Source organism: Streptomyces sp. NPDC079167 (genome assembly GCF_040686735.1).
Taxonomy (GTDB): domain Bacteria; phylum Actinomycetota; class Actinomycetes; order Streptomycetales; family Streptomycetaceae; genus Streptomyces.
This window is the reverse complement of the sequence record NZ_JBFBLO010000014.1, coordinates 114,629-129,839: the sequence shown is the minus strand read 5'-3', so window position 1 is coordinate 129,839 and position 15,211 is coordinate 114,629. Positions and strand designations below refer to the sequence as shown.

Sequence of the window (15,211 nt, the reverse complement as noted above, 5' to 3'; positions counted from 1 at the left end):
GGACTCTGCGGTCAGGACGCGGGGTGGGCGTAGGTCGCGGACAGCAGCGGGTGTCTCGTCACGCCGTCGCTCTGGATCAGGTTCCGGACGGCCGCGCCGATGAAGCCGCCGAAGACGGTGCCGGCGAGCCGGTCGGACTGGCAGCGCAGGTGGAAGTCGTAGAGGGCCATCGAGGCGCGCACCGCGCACAGGCGGAAGCCGTGCGCCCCCGTCCACGAGTCCGCGGTGTCGAGATCGGCGCAGATGGTGACGATGCCGGCCCCGTCGGCGAACTCCCGCTGGATGCCTAGGCGTTGCGGGTCGCCGACGGCCGAGGCCGGGGCGACGAACGATGCCTCCCGCGCGGTGACGCGGTAGACCCCGGCCGGGCGGCCCTCGCTGCGCAGCGCGAAGACGAACGCCTCCAGCGGGCCGCAGGCGTCGTCGAGCCCCCAGTCCTCGGCGTCGCGCACCAGTGCCTCGCGCACCCACCGCAGGATCAGGTCCGTACGCACGGGTGCCTTGCCGTACTGAAGGGTCGACCGGCGCGCCTGGAGGGTTTCGTGCAGGTCCAAGGTGTGGCCGGAGTCCGTCGCCTGCGCCTCGGCATCGAGATCGACGGGCACGGCGTCCGCGAACGGCAGCAGCGAGCGCTCCGCCGCCAGGCCGTCGCCGGACCGGGTCCGGTCGGCGAAGGTCTCCAGCAGTGGCTCCATCATGGAGGGGTCGGTGCGCACGGTTCAGCCCACCTCCATGACGGCCGTGATCGGTTCTTCGGCGGGGGAGAGGCCCAGGTATTCGCTCAGGGCCCGGTCGTCCCAGTCCGTGACGAGTGAGCGGGGCAGATTCAGCCGGTCGGCGACCTTCCGGGCGGCGGACAGGGCGACGCCGCCGTCGCAGAAGGAGATACGGAGCCCGAACGTGCCGTACTTGGAGCCCATCTTCGGCAGGTTGGCGGTGACGACCAGCAGGAGCGGCTTCTCGCCCGGCAGCGCCTCGCCGGTCAGCCGGGCGAGGTCGTGGTCCCCCTCGCGGTACGCGTACCCGCCCACGGGCAGTACGGACTCGTCGCGGCTCACCACATAGGCCGTGGCCGAACCGATGTTGCCGCCGGCCGCCGTCCACCGCTGCACCCAGCCGTCGGACCGCTGGCGGATACCGAAGGCCACCGCGAGCATCAGGGCGAGGTCGGCCGGCCCGCACTCCGCCGGGTCCGCCGCCTGCGACCGCGTCCCCGCCAGCCGTGACACGTCCGCCGCGGGCAGCGGCACCCGCGGACAGCTGGGCCAGTCGCGGAACTGCCACTGGAGGTTCATGTTCTTCGAATGGAAGTGGGCCAGGTGCCCGTTGGTGTCGAGGAACTCGCGGACCGGAAGGGCGATCGACGCCTCGTAGACCGCGGCGGCGGGCGGTGTGGTCGCCGTGGGGCCCTTGCTGAACGAGCAGGTGGGGCACCCGGGGCGGGTGGTGCTGGGGCGGTAGCGGGTCGCCAGGGTGGTCAGATCGACGATGCCGGCGTCGAGCGGCAGGTAGGTCCGGACCGAACGGGAGGCGAGGGCGAGCACGTGGTGGGCGACCGTGCCCGCGACGAGGTCGTGCGCCTGGTCGGGCGGAACGTCCGGCGGCGCGTCCCCTTCGTCCGCGACGCCGCACTCCAGGCACGGGGTGAACGCGGGGTCCACGTACGGGCCCAGGGTCATCGATGTGCTGTCGGCGCGTACGCGCAGCAGGGGCCGTCGTTCCACCCAACATCGGTGCCGCAGTGCGGGGAGACCGGGGCGGGAGTCGCGGGTCTCGAAGAAGACGACGAGGGAGTTGTCGTCGGCCGGCAGGTCGTCGAGGTCGCCGACCACCTCGCACACGCCGTCCAGACAGTCCGCCGTGGTCTTCGCCAGGGCGCCGTCGCCCGCCAGGTGCACGGTGGTACGGCCCAGTCGTGCCGCGGCGTCGGTCCAGGACGGGTTCACCCCGGTGGAGTTGCCGAGCCGCGACAGGAGGCAGGCCAGCTCGGGCGTGATCTCCGCGGCCGGGCCGGTTCCGGTGCCCTCCTCCAGGGCGCCGGACGCCCAGAGCAGGGCGAGGGACTTGAGGACGATCCCCTCGGGCAGATTCACCGCGGTGGCGATGCCGGGCAGCGTGGTGGCGCCGTCGCAGACGGCGACCAGCCGGCCGAGGTCCTCGCGCGCGAACCTGCCGGTGAAGGCCTGCCGCTTGTCGGCCCCGTCGAGCATCAGGGACTCTCCGGCCCGGCGCAGCCGAACGCCCTTGCGCAGTACGGGCAGTTGCGGGACCGCGATCTGCTTGTCCCGGCCGGCGGCCCGCCCCAGGGCCTCCGCCTTCAGCTCCACACCCATCGATATGTTCCTTCCCCCGTGGCGATGACGTGACGAACGGTTCAGACGAGGCGCGTCAGTGCGTCGGCGCCCTCACGCCGGCCGCCCCATCTGGCGCTGCACCTCGGACAGCGGTCCACGGCCACCGTCACCGCGGTCGAGACCGTCCCCCCGACCAGGTCGAACGTCCTGACCGTCGCGCCGAGTCCGGCCGGCCCCGTGCGCAGTTCGTCCGTGGCGAGGTTCAGCAGGCCGTGCGCGATGGCCAGATGCATCCGGCCGAAACCCTCGGGCAGGCCCCGGGTCGCCGCGCCCAGGTCACCGGTCCGCGCGGTGTCCTGGTGCTGTTCGGCGCGGCGCAGATGGCAGGAGTAGCAGGCCGTGGCGCCGGGGATCACGGCAGGGCCGCACACGATCCTGGTCGGGAGCAGCTCGACGCCCACGGTCGGGATGCCCCGCTCGAACCCGAACCGGTCGAGTCCGTCACGCAGTTCCTCGTCCTTCCCGGAGTGCACGGCCACGATCATCGCGGCGCCCGACAGCCGCTCCTCGTCGGGGAGTTCACTGCCGCTCACCCGGCTCCAGGACGTGGGCCGGTAGGTCTGCGCGTACTGCTCGCCGAAGGTGTCCCGTACCAGGTACAGACAATCCACGAACGGTTGGGACACCTGCTCCTCCTGTACGCCGGCTATGCGGCCGGCTGCGGTTCCGGATTCAGTGACTGCTCGACGCGGCTCTCGTGTCCCATCGCCGTCGGCGCGGTGTAGAGCCGGGGAGTGCCGAGGTAGCGCTCGCTGTGGATGAACGACAGCGGCATGGCTTCGGGCACCAGCACCTTGACGGCGTGCATCCCCACTTGCCGTGCCTCGTCCGTGGTGATGTCGACGACGAGCGTTTCGGCGCCGCGCGCGGCCAGCTGGGACACGGCGGTCGCCAGCGGGTCGGTCCCGGCGGACAGATCGGGCAGTTCGTCGAGCCGCCGGAGGTCACGCTCGCCCTCCAGCAGGTGCCGGAAGACGTGCCGTCGCTCCGCCGACGCGTTGTACGCCGCCGAGCCGACGACGCTGACGGTCCCGTCCTCGGGCCGCCGCGCCGGACCGGTGGCCAGGCCGGCGCGCAGCGCCACCCGTACGGAGGCCAGCTCGCGGTAGAGCTTGCCCACGGCGCGCTGCGGATCGATGTCGCACGTCGCGCCGACGATCTGTGCGAGCTGGTCCTCGTGAGGCGACAGCTGTACGGCGTACACCACGGGGATGCCGAAGTCCGTCGTCGCGTCGAAGAGCCGTACGTCGAGGTGACGCCGGGTTCCGGCCGTGTGGCAGGCGCGTGCGGACGGCTCCAGCAGCTCGGGGTCGACCACGATCTGCGGCAGCCGCAGGCGCTGGAGCCAGGCGAGGGTCAGTGCGTCCCGCTCCACGACCTCCAGCAGCCCGCCGAGCACCGCGCTGCGGATGTCGGAGTGGACGGCCGCTCCCGTGGTGATGCCGCGGGTGAAGCGTTCCGACGGTGACTGCGGTGTCATGTGCAGGTACACCGCGATGGCCGGTACGAGGGTGGAGCGGCGCCGGGTGAGAGACCAGGCCCGTACCCATCTGATCGGGACGGCCGGGTCGTACGGGACCAGGCCGCAGTCGTCCTGGGCGAACTCGTGCGCGGAGCACACGGGCCACCGCGTCGGCGACACGAAGTCCTCGTCGAGTTCGTCCTCGGCGGCGGTGAGCAGGTCGCTGTCGTGCCAGGAGCAGATCGAGTACCGCTCCAGGGCCTCGGCGATCGAGATGAGCCGGGCCCGCTCGCCGGTCAGCGCGCTGCCGGCGCCGTCGAGATTCCCGGTGTCGCCGCTGCCGCTCCAGCTCCGCATTCCCTGCAGGACTTTCGAAAGGTCGCCGATGCGGGAAACACGGACGGCGAAGTCGGGGTCGCCGTCGGCCACGGGCAAAGCCGTGGTACGGGATACCAGGCCGTATGGGGATACCAGAGACGCTATCCGTTGTAATTCAGTCTTCTCGGTGTCCACAGATTCTCCCCAAGTAGTGGGAATCCCCGGGCCCGTCGTCGGCCGCCGTCGTAAAGCGTCACCGAAGGAATCTTGGCTGTCAAGGGTGGCCCTTGGCCGAGCAATTCGGTGACTCGGGGTGATGGGCGCAGCTCAGGCGAGGTGTGCTCAGCGGTGGGGGGTGACGGGCGAGTGGCTGGGAAAAGCGGCTGTGACCATTGGTTTGATCGTTTGTCAGGGGTCTGCCGCAACGACCGGGCATGCCGAGAGGCCGTCGCGAGAGCATCTCGGAGACGGCAGGACGGAACCTGGCCGATCACGGTTCTTTCTGGCAGAGTCTGCTGGCACGAAGCGAATCCGACTGATCCGCGTGCACTTCACGTCGCATGTCGATGCATGGGAACTGGCCACGATGGACAACTTTCGGCCAGATCGGGCGTGGGGTGAATTGGCAGGGGGAGTACGACGTGATCGACGTGGCCAGGGAGAACGAGCGGCTTCGCCGCCTGTGGAAGGAATACGCGCCCCGCTACGACAGTGACATGGTCCGGCTGGAACGCATGCTGCTGGACGACGGGCGGGCGTGGGTGTGCGGCCAGGCCAAGGGCGATGTCCTCGAAGTCGCCATCGGCAGTGGCCGGAACATGGAGTTCTACCCGGACGGGATCTCGGTGACCGGCATCGATCTGAGCCCGGAGATGCTGGAACTGGCCCGGAGCCGGGCCGCTGAACTGGGCCGGGAGGTCACGCTGCGGGAGGGCGACGCCCACGCCATGCCCTTCGAGGACGACACGTTCGACACGGTCGTCTGCACACTCGGGCTGTGCAGCGTGCCCGACTACCGCGTGGTGATCGGCGAGATGTACCGCGTACTGCGGCCCGGCGGGCGGCTGGTGCTCCTCGACCATGTGGGCAGCCACATCCGGCTGGTCCGCTGGTGGCAGCGCACGCTGGAGAAGGCCATGCTGCGCCAGTGCGGGGACCACCAGACCCGCAGGCCGTTCCCCCTGGTCAAGCAGGCCGGATTCCTCATCGAGCACCGGGACCGGCGCAAGCTGGGCGTCGTCGAGCGGGTCGCCGCGCGCAAGCCCCTGGCATAACGCCGGCAGCACTGCTTCCGCCTGCCGGGCAGTGCCCGCTTTTCGGGCCGTCAAAACGCAATGCCGTGCTGCACATCGAATACGACGTGCCGTGCGTCGATAACGCATGGCCGGGACCGGGCGGGAAGACCGACTTTGCACGTGTCCGTGTTTTCGAATGCGGTTCCGTACTTACGTTCTAGCGAAGGATGACCAGACATGACATCCGTGGCAGACACCTGGGGCATTCACGAGGCACAGTTCTGGCTGCGCGGCCAGGCGCCGGAAGCCCCGGTGCGCTTTGACCCGCAAGCCGGACTCTGGTGCATTTTCGGCTATCGGGAGGTGCAGCACGTGCTGGCCGATCCCGTGACGTTCTCCTCGAACACCCAGCGCCTCGTGCCCCCGGAAATGCGGGAGGGCGCTGACGAGTTCAGCGAGGGCAACCTCATCCAGATGGACGCGATGGGGCACAAGAAGCTCCGGGGGCTGATCAGCCACGCCTTCACCCCGAAGGTGGTGGCCGATATGGAACCACGTATCGCCGCCCTGACCCACGAACTGCTCGACGCCGTGGCCGACGGCGGCCGCATGGAATTGGTCAACGACCTGGCATATCCGCTTCCGGTCATCGTCATCGCCGAGCTGCTCGGAGTGCCGGCCTCCGACCGGGACAAGTTCCGGGACTGGGGAACCGCGCTGATGGAGAGCACCCAGGAGTTCTCCTTCGTCGAACGGACCGAAGAGCAGAGCCGGCGGCTCCAGGAGGCCATGCAGCAGGTCGGGAAGCTCTCCGCCTATCTGCGCGAACACGTCCTCGACCGCAGGGAGAACCCCCGCGACGACCTCATCACCAAGCTGGTGCAGGCCGAGGTGGACGGTGAACGCCTCACCGACAACGAAGTCGTCAACTTCTCCAACGTGCTGCTGATCGCCGGGCACATCACCACCACGATGCTGCTGGGCAACTCGGTCCTGTGCCTGGACAGCCACCCGGAGTGGCTCGCCAGGGTGCGCGCGGACCGCGGCCTGGTGCCCGCCGCGATCGAGGAGTCGCTGCGGTACTACAGCCCGTTCGCGGGGACGGCGCGCGCCACGACGGCCGATGTGGAACTCGGTGGCGAGCGCATTCCGGCTGATTCCCTGGTGGTGACCTTCCTCGGCGTGGCGAACCGCGATCCGAAGGTGTTCACCGACCCCGACACCTTCGACCCGCTGCGCGACCCGAACCCGCACATGGCATTCGGCCGGGGGGCGCACTTCTGCATCGGCGCGCCGCTCGCACGGCTGGAGGGCAGGGTGGCGCTGAACATCCTGCTGGACCGCTTCCCGAACCTGCGCAGCGACCCGGACCGGCCGCCCCGGTTCCTGCCGAGCCTCAGCATGACCGGCCCCAAGGAGCTGCCGCTGGTGTTCTGACACCGAGATGACCGGTGCGGGCGGCCCGTCCCGCACCGAAAAGAGGGTGCCGCTGTGCGTGCTAAGTTCGCTTGATGCCCAGTCCTGACCTCATCACGGAACGCTCCGATCCCGCTGTGCAGCGCATCATCGATGTCACGAAGCACTCGCGGGCCGTCGTCAAGACGGTGCTGATCGAGGACATCGAGCCCCTGCTGCAGAGCATCCGGGCCGGCGTCGGGTTCATCGAGATCTACGGCCTCGACACCGTGACCCTGCCGGACGAGCTGCTCGACCTGTGCGCACAGCGCGAGATCCCGGTCCGGCTGCTCGCGGCCCCCGTGGCCAACCAGGTCTTCAAGACGGAGAAGAAGCCGAAGGTCTTCGGCCTGGCCCGGGTCCCGAAGCCGTCCCGCCTCGCGGACCTGTCCGAAACGACCGGTGACCTCATCCTCCTCGACGGAGTGAAGATCGTCGGCAATATCGGAGCCATCGTGCGAACCTCGTTCGCCCTCGGCGCTTCGGGCATCGTTCTCGTGGACAGCGATCTCGGTACCATCGCGGACCGCCGTCTGATCAGGGCGAGCCGGGGCTATGTGTTCTCCCTGCCCATCGTCCTCGCGTCCCGGGACGAGGCGCTCCGGCACCTCCAGGACAACGGCATGCGCCCCGTGGTCTTCGAGGCCGACGGGAAGCTCTCGGTCGGTGATCTGGACGGCATGGACGAGCGCCTCGTCCTGATGTTCGGCAGTGAGAGGGCCGGCCCGTCGGGCGAGTTCTCGACCATGGCCGCCACGTCGGTCTCCATTCCCATGAACCCCGCGGCGGAGTCGCTCAACGTCTCGGTCTCGGCGGGAATCGCCCTGCACGCGCGAGCCCGCCGCAATCTCGCCCGGTAGTCCCGGCCGCAGAACAGTGCCAAGGGCCCCGGCCCCCTCGCGGAAGGGGAGCCGGGGCCCTTGGCGTACGCAGACGGGTCACCGCCGGCTCTACCGGGGCCGCCATATCCAGGGCGCCGCGTCCGGACCCAGACCGGCGACCGAGGGCCGGCCGTCCTGGCCCACATGGAGCGACGTACCGTCCAGGGCGACCGGGCCGCCGTTCCTTACGAAGAGCCCGTCGCCCACGCGTAGTTGGACGAGGCCCTCGGTGGTGCGGCCGAGCAGCACGGGCCCCCGCGGCGACGGGGAGGCGTGCACCGGCCCGTACCCGCCGAACCGTCCTGCGGGCACGGCTGTCCCGGCTTCCACTCGCATGGCCGTCCCTGCCTGAACGGTCGTCAGACCGCCTGCTGCCGCCGCCCGGTAGTGGAGCGTGACCGACCCGTCGGACGCCGGCAGAGCGGCGGGCGCGTGCGCCGGGACGGGAGCCGCCGTGAGCTGCGGGCGCGCGGAGAGCCCCGCGCCCGGTGAGTCCTGGGACCAGTGGTGCACCGCGTGGTGGCCGGCGCCGAAGACGTGGACCCGCCCGCCCCTGTCCACGGCTGTGCTCAGGCAGTCCTGCACCTCTCCGCCACCCATGTCCCGCCACGCGCTCCACCGGCCCGACCCGTCCCGCACCCGGGTACTGAGACCCTTCTCCGCGTTGCGTACGAAGAGATGGACCCGCCCGTCCGGGGCGGCGACGGCCACCGGTACGCCGATGCGACGCCCCTCGTCACGTCCGGGAGAAGGAGTGCCGAGGCCGCGCCAGGGGCGGAAACCCCGGCCCGGGGCGCTCTGCTCAAGCACCACGATCTCGCGCTCGTTGTCGGCGCCGTGCCCGGCGAGCGCGGCGAAGCGGAGCCCGAACAGCAGCAGGCGCCCGTCCCCCGTGGTGGCCGAGCCCAGGACGGGGGCGAGCGGCCCGCCGCCGAGGTCCTGCGGGAGACCCCAGACGCCGCTGCCCGGATCTGTCTCCTGCCACCGCACCACTCGCAGCCCCAGCACGGCGTAGGCCGCGAGCCGGCCGTCCGGCTCGGCGGCGAGGGCCGTGCGTGTACCCGGGTAGCGGTGGTGGGTGGAGCGGACCCAGCCCTTGCGGTTGGTGAGCGGGCGGTCGCCGCCGACGTTGTAGTCACCGCAGCCGGACGGATTGCCGCAGTCCCAGTCGGGCGACCCCCCGTACGGGACGAGGGGGGCGGCCTTCGCCGCCAGCACCCGCGGCGGCAGGTTCTTCGGCCAGTGCCGGTTGTAGTAACCGCGGTAGGCGGCCGTCACGAACCCCGGTATCAGACCGCCGTCCTCGGTGGCCCGTGCCACCCGGCGGATCATCGCCGCCCAGGCGAAGCAGGCCGCCGCGGTGTGGTCGGCGTGGTCGGAGTACCCGCGCTGCTCACTGTCCGCCCGCCGGACCGCCTCGGTGCTGTGCTGGATGTCGGGATCCGGGTCCAGGGTGTGGACGACAGTGGGCTCGTAGCGCTCCAGCAGCCCGGCGAGGACGTCGATCAGCCCGTCGTACGTGTACGAGCCGGCGCGCCGCAGCGGTGAACCTTCGGCGACGACCGTACGCAGCACCAGCCGGCGGTCCTCCCAGAGACTGGGCAGCCCGAGCCGGTGCCGGCCGGTGTGCATGGCCGTGTTGAGGAAGATCAGCTCGACCCGGCGGCCGTCGGCGGCCAGCACGTTCACCTCGGCCCTGTGCCCGCCGTCGAGCTCGGCGACGGAGATCTCCCAGGGCGCGAACGCGTCCAGCCCGAGCAGCGTCGCGTACGCCTGCCGAAGACCCTGGTGGCGCGCCGAGGAGTACGCGGCCTTGTCCGGCGCCGGGCGTGCCCGGCCGGGGATCTTGTTGACGCCGTCGGCCTCGCCCGCCGTGAGGTACACGCAGACCAGGGGCGTCCCGGCGTCCAGGGCGTGCCGGGTGTCCGGGTTCATGAAGTACAGGTCGTCGTCCGGGTGGGCGAGTATCTGCATGAGCAGCGAACGCCGCGCGGTGCTGATGGGCCGGCCGGGCGCCGGATCGGGCGCGGGGTCCGCGCGCCGGGGCGCCGGGACGGTGCAGGCGCCGAGGACCGCGGTGCCGGTGCCGGCGGCGAGGGCGGTGACGACCGCGCGGCGCCGCGGACCAGCCGGCGCGGAGCCCGGACCGGGCGCGCCGGTGGCCGCCGGCCCCGGGGCGTGCGGGCGCGCGTGGGATCGATCCGTCATGCCGTGTGCTCCATCCGCTTCCCCCGCAGCGGGTGGCCGACTGCCTCGTGCTGCGTCCCGTCGTCCGACGGGGGACGACGGGTCGCGCCGTCCCGCACGGACAGACGAAGACGGGGCCGGACCGGTTGCCTGGACCGCGTGCCGCATCGGCGTACGGGACGGGCAACCGGCCCCGTGGACGTGTCAGCCGGTGGTCTTCCCCTCGTCCTCCGCCTGGCGCTCGGGAGGCGCCGGCGGCCAGGGGACCTCGGCCAGCAGGGGCAGGACCGACTCCTCCTCGTGGTCGAGGTGCGCGTTCAGCTCCGTGGACATCGCGTCCAGCTCGGTGCGGAAGCGCTGCGGATCGGCGATGGCGATACCGGCCAGCAGGGTCACCAGCTCGCCCTGGATGCGCGCGACGGTGCGGTGTTCGTCGCGCAGCCGGTCGAAGGTGCCGGTCAGATGGGGGTGATGGCGGGCGATCCCTGGGAACAAGTGGTCGTCCTCGCTGGTGTGGTGGAACTCCAGGGCCTGGCAGAACGCCAGGCAGCGCTGCCGGATCTGCAGTCCGAGACCGGGCGCGGGCGGCTCACCGGGCCCCTGGTGAGCCGCGCGTGCGACGAAGTGGGCGTCGGCCTCCGCCTTCACCTGACGCAGCTGGCCGCGCAGCCAGGTGTGGACCTCCATCAGCTTGTCGGCGAGGGTGACGATCTCGCGCGGAGCGTCCCACCCGTCGGGCTCGGCCCGCTCCAGCACCACGACCGGCAGGACCCGGGTGGTCCGGGCCTGGTAGTCGCCGTACCCGGGGACCTCCCGCACGGCGTGCGCGAACAGCTGCTCACGCCTGAGCCCCTCGGCGGGCACCGCCAGGGCCTCGAAGGTGCGCGTGCCGACCTCCACGCGCACCACGGGGTGGGCCAGCAGGTTGTGGTACCAGGCGGGGTGGCGCGGGCCGCCGAGATCGGACCCGACGACGAGAAGGGTGCCGCCATGGCGGACGTAACCGAGGGGGGTGGTCCGCTCGGTCCCGGACCTGGCGCCGGTGGTCGTCAGCAGGAGCAGGTTCCCGCCTTCGAACGGGCCGCCCACCTTTCCTTCGTTGGCGCGGAACTCCTCGATGACCGATTCATTGAATGATGTGGGCATACGGCTGTGTGTCTCCGGTGTGTACGGGCGCGCACCGCGGTGACTGCGGGTACGGGCCAGGGATGACGTGCGCGGGACGGAGGGCGGCACGGTCTCCGGGGGCGTCACGGGGCGATGCCGGAAGCGCGGAAGGGAGACGACGTGCGGCGGCGCTACGTCATGTACAGGGCGCGGAGTACGAACTCATGGCGGATCCCCTGAGAGAAGGGTGTTCGCCCGATCGCCGGCCGGCCCACTGCTCTGTGGCCGGCGCCACGCGACACCGCGCTCATTACATGTATCCGCCGTTCGTCTGTCAACCAGGACGGTGGTCCGGGGCTGCCGTCGCATGACGATCACATGAGCGTCACAGAACGCCGCATCCCCTTGCCTGCCGGGGCGTCAGGTAATGAACTGGCGAGGACAGCATCGCGGGGGAGTGAGCAGCGCAGTGAGCGGGAACGGTAAGCCGTCGGAAGACAGCCCGGATCGGGCCGGGGACTCGGAATCCCCCACCGACGAGCAGTGGGCCGAATTCGTCCGGCAGTCGGAGACCGGGGCCGCCGGAGCGCCGAAGGAGCCTTCGGCCCGTGCGCGTATGGTCACCGAGCGGCTGCGCGCACTGGACGAGGACACCGCCCGTGCGCGGGGCGGCGGACGGTCCTGGGGCGGGAAGAGCAAGCCGGCCGAGCCGTGGCAGCCGGAGGGCTGGCGTACGGGCCCGGCCTGGCAGGAGCGCGACGGGCGCGCGCGGAAGCGGCGCCGCCTCCTCGGGGTCCTGGGCATGGCCGTGGTCGTGGCGGCCCTCGTGGTCGCGATGCGGCCGAGCCTGCTGACCGACCACCTGCCCGGCGGGGGCGACCCGGCGAGCGCCGGCTCGCTGCCCGCCGAGACCGCGCCGCCGACCGCCGCGCCCGCCGACGGGCCCGTGGGTGACCGGCCGACCCGGGCACAGCCGTTCCGGGGCTCGCCCGCCGTCCGGTGGGCGGACGGGGCGAAGGGCATCGAGATCCCGGAGGCGAAGGCGGCCGGAGGGATGAGCCGGAGCGAGGTCGAGCAAGCCCTGCGCGCGACGCGGCAGTTGCTCGTCGCCGCCAACCTGGATCCCGCCACCCTGCGGGGGGAGAAGCCCGACGAGGCGCTCAATTTGCTCGACCCGCTGCAGAAGGGCGAGCGGGAACGCCTGGAGCGGTCGCTGACGGAGCCCGGCGAGGACCAGGACCCGCTGATGCTGTTCAGCCGGTTCGACCCGGCCGAGGCACGTCTCGTGGGTGACGTCGTGAAGACCCGTGGGCGGATGACCTTCGAGGCGGGTCCCGCCGGCTCCGTCGAGGTGCACGCCGACTACACGTTCGTGTATCCGCTGGTGAAGCCGGGCGGCGACGAGGTGGCGCGCACGATCGTGCGGCGGAAACTGACGACGGCGCTGCACGATCCGGAGCGGTTCGTGGCGACGCGCGGCAAGCTCTCCGTCGTCAGTTCCGAGCAGAACTTCGGCAACACCTCCTGCGAGGTGAACGACGGCTTCCTGCACCCGACTTTCCCGAGCGACAGCGCGAGCCCTCCGCGCGGGGACGACGTGGACCCGTACGACCGCAGCGAGTGGCAGCCGAACGGGTCCTGCGGGACGGTCACGCGTACGTGACTTCGCCGGGTCCTACGGGGCCCGCACCATGAACACGTCCACCGCGTCCTCGTGCTCCAGGACGAATCCGTGGCGCTCGTAGAGCCTGCGGGCCGCGCTGCCCCGGAGGACGTTCAGGCGGACCGCCGTGCCCTCGGCGTCCGTACGGGCCAGGACGTCGGCCAGGACAGCGGTGCCGATGCCCCTGCCCTGGAGCTCCGGGGCGAGGTAGAAGTGCTCCAGGCACCAGCCGTCCTCGGAGGGCCGCAGGGCGACACACCCCGCGACGGCCCCGCCGACCTCCACGACGGAGGTGTGCCCGGGGGCGTACGCGTCACGCAGCCGCTGCCGGACCCGGTGCGCGTCGTAGCGGCCGAGACGTTCCAGGTCGGGGCGCATCACCAGGGCCCGGATCTCGGCTATGGCCTCGACGTCATCGGGTGTGGCCGGGCGCAGGGACCATGCCTGAGTGGTACGTACGGACATGGCGGGAGTCTCCCAGAGACTTCGGACGGCGGGGGAGCAGGGCTCCCCGCTGCCGTCCGGGCCTGACCGGTCAGTGTTCCTCGGCGAAGACTTCTTCGGTGGTGGTGGCAGTGGCGGCGCGGTGCAGCCACCGGTGGAGGAGCTCGGGGTCGGTGCAGGTGGTGACCTTCTGCCGGAGGTCGTCGGTGAGGGCGATGCCGCGTGCTTCGAGGATCAGCAGGAGGCCTTCGGCTCGGCCTTGGGCTCGGCCTTCGTCTCGGATTTCTTCGGACATGAAAGACTTGTAGAAAGAGGTATCCACGACCACCAGGTTCCTCCATTGCTGTGCGGCCGGGCGGTTACCCAGGCCGGCTGAGGGCGAGTGTGTGTCATGCGGCTCTGTGCATGACGTCCGGCTGTTCGGTTCGGCAGTCCCGGCAGTGGCCGGGGTGGGTGGCGCGGAAGGCGCGGTCGCAGGTGTCGCAGTTCTGGAGCGGGATCACGATCACCTTGCGGCGGGGCGGGGTGAGGTCTGCGGTGCCGGGGAGTGGGGGCGGCAGGAGCGTGGTGATGCGGCTTCGGACGAACTTCGCCGGGTGTTTCACGGGCGTCGGGAGGTCGCTCGTGAGGGCGTGGCGGATGGTGTCGGGGTGGGCGTCGCGTTCGAGCCAGGTCGCGACACCGGGGGCGAGTGCCTCGATGTCCGCCTCGGGGAGGGTGAGTTGGGGCGAGCTACGCCGGAGGTCAGCGAGGAGTGCTGTGGCGGCTCGGTGGAGTTCCTCGGTGGGAGCGTGGGGGTGGGGGAGCGGCGGGGGCTGCTTCCTCGGGGCCGTGGGGGCCGGTACGTAGACGGGGGCGGCAGGCGGCGGAGGTGGTGTCTCGACGGGCGCCGGGGGCGGTGGCGGGGCGGCGAGGGTGGTGGCTGGTCGCTCGATGCGGCGTGACGCGGGGACGGTGGCGCCGGGCTGGTTGTACGAGACCGTGCGCGTGACCATGCGGCCGTCGGGGAGGCGTACGCGGCTGCGGTGGAGGTAGCCGGTGGCTTCCAGCTCGCGGAGGGCGGCGGCGATGCGGGCTTCGCTCTCCGGGAAGCGGGCGCTCAGGGCCTTGATGCTGACCTTGGCCCCGGCGGGCAGCGACTGGATATGGGCGGCGAGCCCGATCGCGGTGAGGGAGAGGCCGCGGTGCTGGGCGAGGTGGTTGCCGATGACCGTGAAGCCGGAGATGTGGCGGACGGTGACGTGGAGGACGCCGGAAGTCGGCGTGACGTCGGGCCGGGTGCCGGGGGAGCCGGGCTGGGCGCAAGGGGGCGCGATAACCTGCGGGGTATCCATCGGGAAGGTTGCTTCTTCCTCGTGGTCAGGCCCCGGCCGGGATTCGCAGTCCCGGTTGGGGCCGTCTCGTGTCTGTGGTTGTCGCGGCGAGCATATGCCAGCCAACCTGCCCCAAATCCAGCCCTGTTGCGATATGTCACCCGTGCGAGTGATGCAGGTCAGGACGGGGGCGGGGTGGGGTTTGGTCGGGTTTCTTTCCCGAGTTCTTTAAAAGCCTTTAGACGTCGTGGGTGGCCGCGTCGCGGGTCACCGGGGCGCGGCCGACCGGGTCGTGGGTGCCCGCGACCCGGTGGAGTCGGTCACGGTGCGAGGTCGAGCTCCGCCCAGACCGTTTTGCGCGGGACCGGACCCGCGATGACGCCCCAGCGGTCGGCGAGTGCCTCGACGATGAGCAGGCCGCGCCCGCCCTCCGTGTGGTGGTCGGGCGCCGTCGCGACGGGCAGGCGGTCACCCCGGGTGTCGATGACCTCGATCCGCAGCCGGCTGTCCGCGTGCACGGCGAGGCGCAGTTGGAAGTCCCGGCCGGTCACCCGCCCGTGGCTCGTGGCATTGGTGGCGAGCTCCGCGACGATGTGCGCGGCCGAGTCGGAGGGAAGCCCCCAGAGGTCGAGATGGGCCACGGCGAGGAGGCGGGCCAGCCGGGCCCCTCGGCGGGTGGGGGAGAGAAGCACGGTGAACGTGCGTTCGACAGTGGGCCGTTGCGGGGTGGCGGTTTGTTGGTTCACGTCACTCAGCGTGGCCGGGTCTGCGTACCGTGCCCAGTGACTGAGC

The 15,211-nt window shown here is 71.4% G+C and carries 14 protein-coding genes; 4 read left to right on the top strand and 10 right to left on the bottom strand.

Translation table 11 applies throughout. From position 1 onward, the window contains the following. Nucleotides 1-11: 11 nt before the first annotated feature. The 4 genes from AB0P41_RS27180 to AB0P41_RS27165 are packed head-to-tail and all read right to left on the bottom strand — an operon-like array spanning nt 12 to nt 4,245. On the bottom strand, nt 12-716 hold the full coding sequence (locus AB0P41_RS27180; protein ID WP_365934633.1) for a tpaF: 705 nt from the start codon (nt 714-716) through the stop codon (nt 12-14). 3 nt (nt 717-719) lie between these two features. Next, the gene (locus AB0P41_RS27175) at nt 720-2,333 is read right to left on the bottom strand and encodes a tpaE (RefSeq protein ID WP_365934632.1); all 1,614 of its coding nucleotides are present in this window, start codon (nt 2,331-2,333) and stop codon (nt 720-722) included. A gap of 41 nt (nt 2,334-2,374) precedes the next feature. Then, nucleotides 2,375-2,965, bottom strand: a complete 591-nt coding sequence (locus AB0P41_RS27170; RefSeq protein ID WP_365934631.1) for a cyclodehydratase — start codon at nt 2,963-2,965, stop codon at nt 2,375-2,377. 35 nt (nt 2,966-3,000) lie between these two features. Beyond that, nucleotides 3,001-4,245 (bottom strand): YcaO-like family protein, encoded by a 1,245-nt coding sequence (locus AB0P41_RS27165; RefSeq protein ID WP_356714171.1) that lies wholly within the window; start codon nt 4,243-4,245, stop codon nt 3,001-3,003. A gap of 506 nt (nt 4,246-4,751) precedes the next feature. Here AB0P41_RS27165 and AB0P41_RS27160 point away from each other — a divergent pair. From AB0P41_RS27160 to nshR, 3 genes are all read left to right on the top strand, one after another. After that, entirely contained in the window at nt 4,752-5,408 is a 657-nt protein-coding gene (locus AB0P41_RS27160; RefSeq protein WP_356714172.1) for a class I SAM-dependent methyltransferase, read from the top strand. Nucleotides 5,409-5,606: 198 nt separating this feature from the next. Beyond that, nucleotides 5,607-6,806, top strand: coding sequence for a cytochrome P450 (locus AB0P41_RS27155; protein WP_356714173.1), 1,200 nt, complete (start codon nt 5,607-5,609; stop codon nt 6,804-6,806). Nucleotides 6,807-6,880: 74 nt separating this feature from the next. Further along, nucleotides 6,881-7,684 carry an NshR/TsnR family 23S rRNA methyltransferase gene (gene nshR / locus AB0P41_RS27150; RefSeq protein WP_356714174.1) on the top strand — a complete coding sequence of 268 codons (804 nt, stop codon included), beginning with the start codon at nt 6,881-6,883 and terminating at the stop codon, nt 7,682-7,684. A 90-nt stretch (nt 7,685-7,774) separates the two neighbouring features. On the opposite strand, the gene AB0P41_RS27145 is transcribed toward nshR, so the two are convergent. Both AB0P41_RS27145 and AB0P41_RS27140 read right to left on the bottom strand, forming a co-directional pair. Then, nucleotides 7,775-9,913 (bottom strand): PIG-L family deacetylase, encoded by a 2,139-nt coding sequence (locus AB0P41_RS27145; RefSeq protein ID WP_365934628.1) that lies wholly within the window; start codon nt 9,911-9,913, stop codon nt 7,775-7,777. Between the two features lie 183 nt (nt 9,914-10,096). Next, complete coding sequence (locus AB0P41_RS27140) at nt 10,097-11,038, bottom strand: nitroreductase/quinone reductase family protein (RefSeq protein ID WP_365934627.1); 942 nt, start codon at nt 11,036-11,038, stop codon at nt 10,097-10,099. 430 nt (nt 11,039-11,468) lie between these two features. Between AB0P41_RS27140 and AB0P41_RS27135 the strand changes: the two genes are divergently transcribed. After that, a complete protein-coding gene (locus AB0P41_RS27135) occupies nt 11,469-12,662 on the top strand; it encodes a hypothetical protein (protein ID WP_365934626.1) in 1,194 nt (397 codons plus the stop codon). Between the two features lie 12 nt (nt 12,663-12,674). Here the strand turns inward: AB0P41_RS27135 and AB0P41_RS27130 are convergent, their stop codons facing one another. From AB0P41_RS27130 to AB0P41_RS27115, 4 genes are all read right to left on the bottom strand, one after another. Further along, entirely contained in the window at nt 12,675-13,127 is a 453-nt protein-coding gene (locus AB0P41_RS27130; protein ID WP_365934624.1) for a GNAT family N-acetyltransferase, read from the bottom strand. A gap of 70 nt (nt 13,128-13,197) precedes the next feature. Then, a complete protein-coding gene (locus tag AB0P41_RS27125; RefSeq protein WP_365934622.1) occupies nt 13,198-13,401 on the bottom strand; it encodes a hypothetical protein in 204 nt (67 codons plus the stop codon). 94 nt (nt 13,402-13,495) lie between these two features. Further along, on the bottom strand, nt 13,496-14,440 hold the full coding sequence (locus AB0P41_RS27120; RefSeq protein ID WP_365934620.1) for a helix-turn-helix domain-containing protein: 945 nt from the start codon (nt 14,438-14,440) through the stop codon (nt 13,496-13,498). Between the two features lie 299 nt (nt 14,441-14,739). Next, on the bottom strand, nt 14,740-15,165 hold the full coding sequence (locus AB0P41_RS27115; protein WP_365934618.1) for an ATP-binding protein: 426 nt from the start codon (nt 15,163-15,165) through the stop codon (nt 14,740-14,742). Between the last annotated feature and the right edge of the window lie 46 nt (nt 15,166-15,211).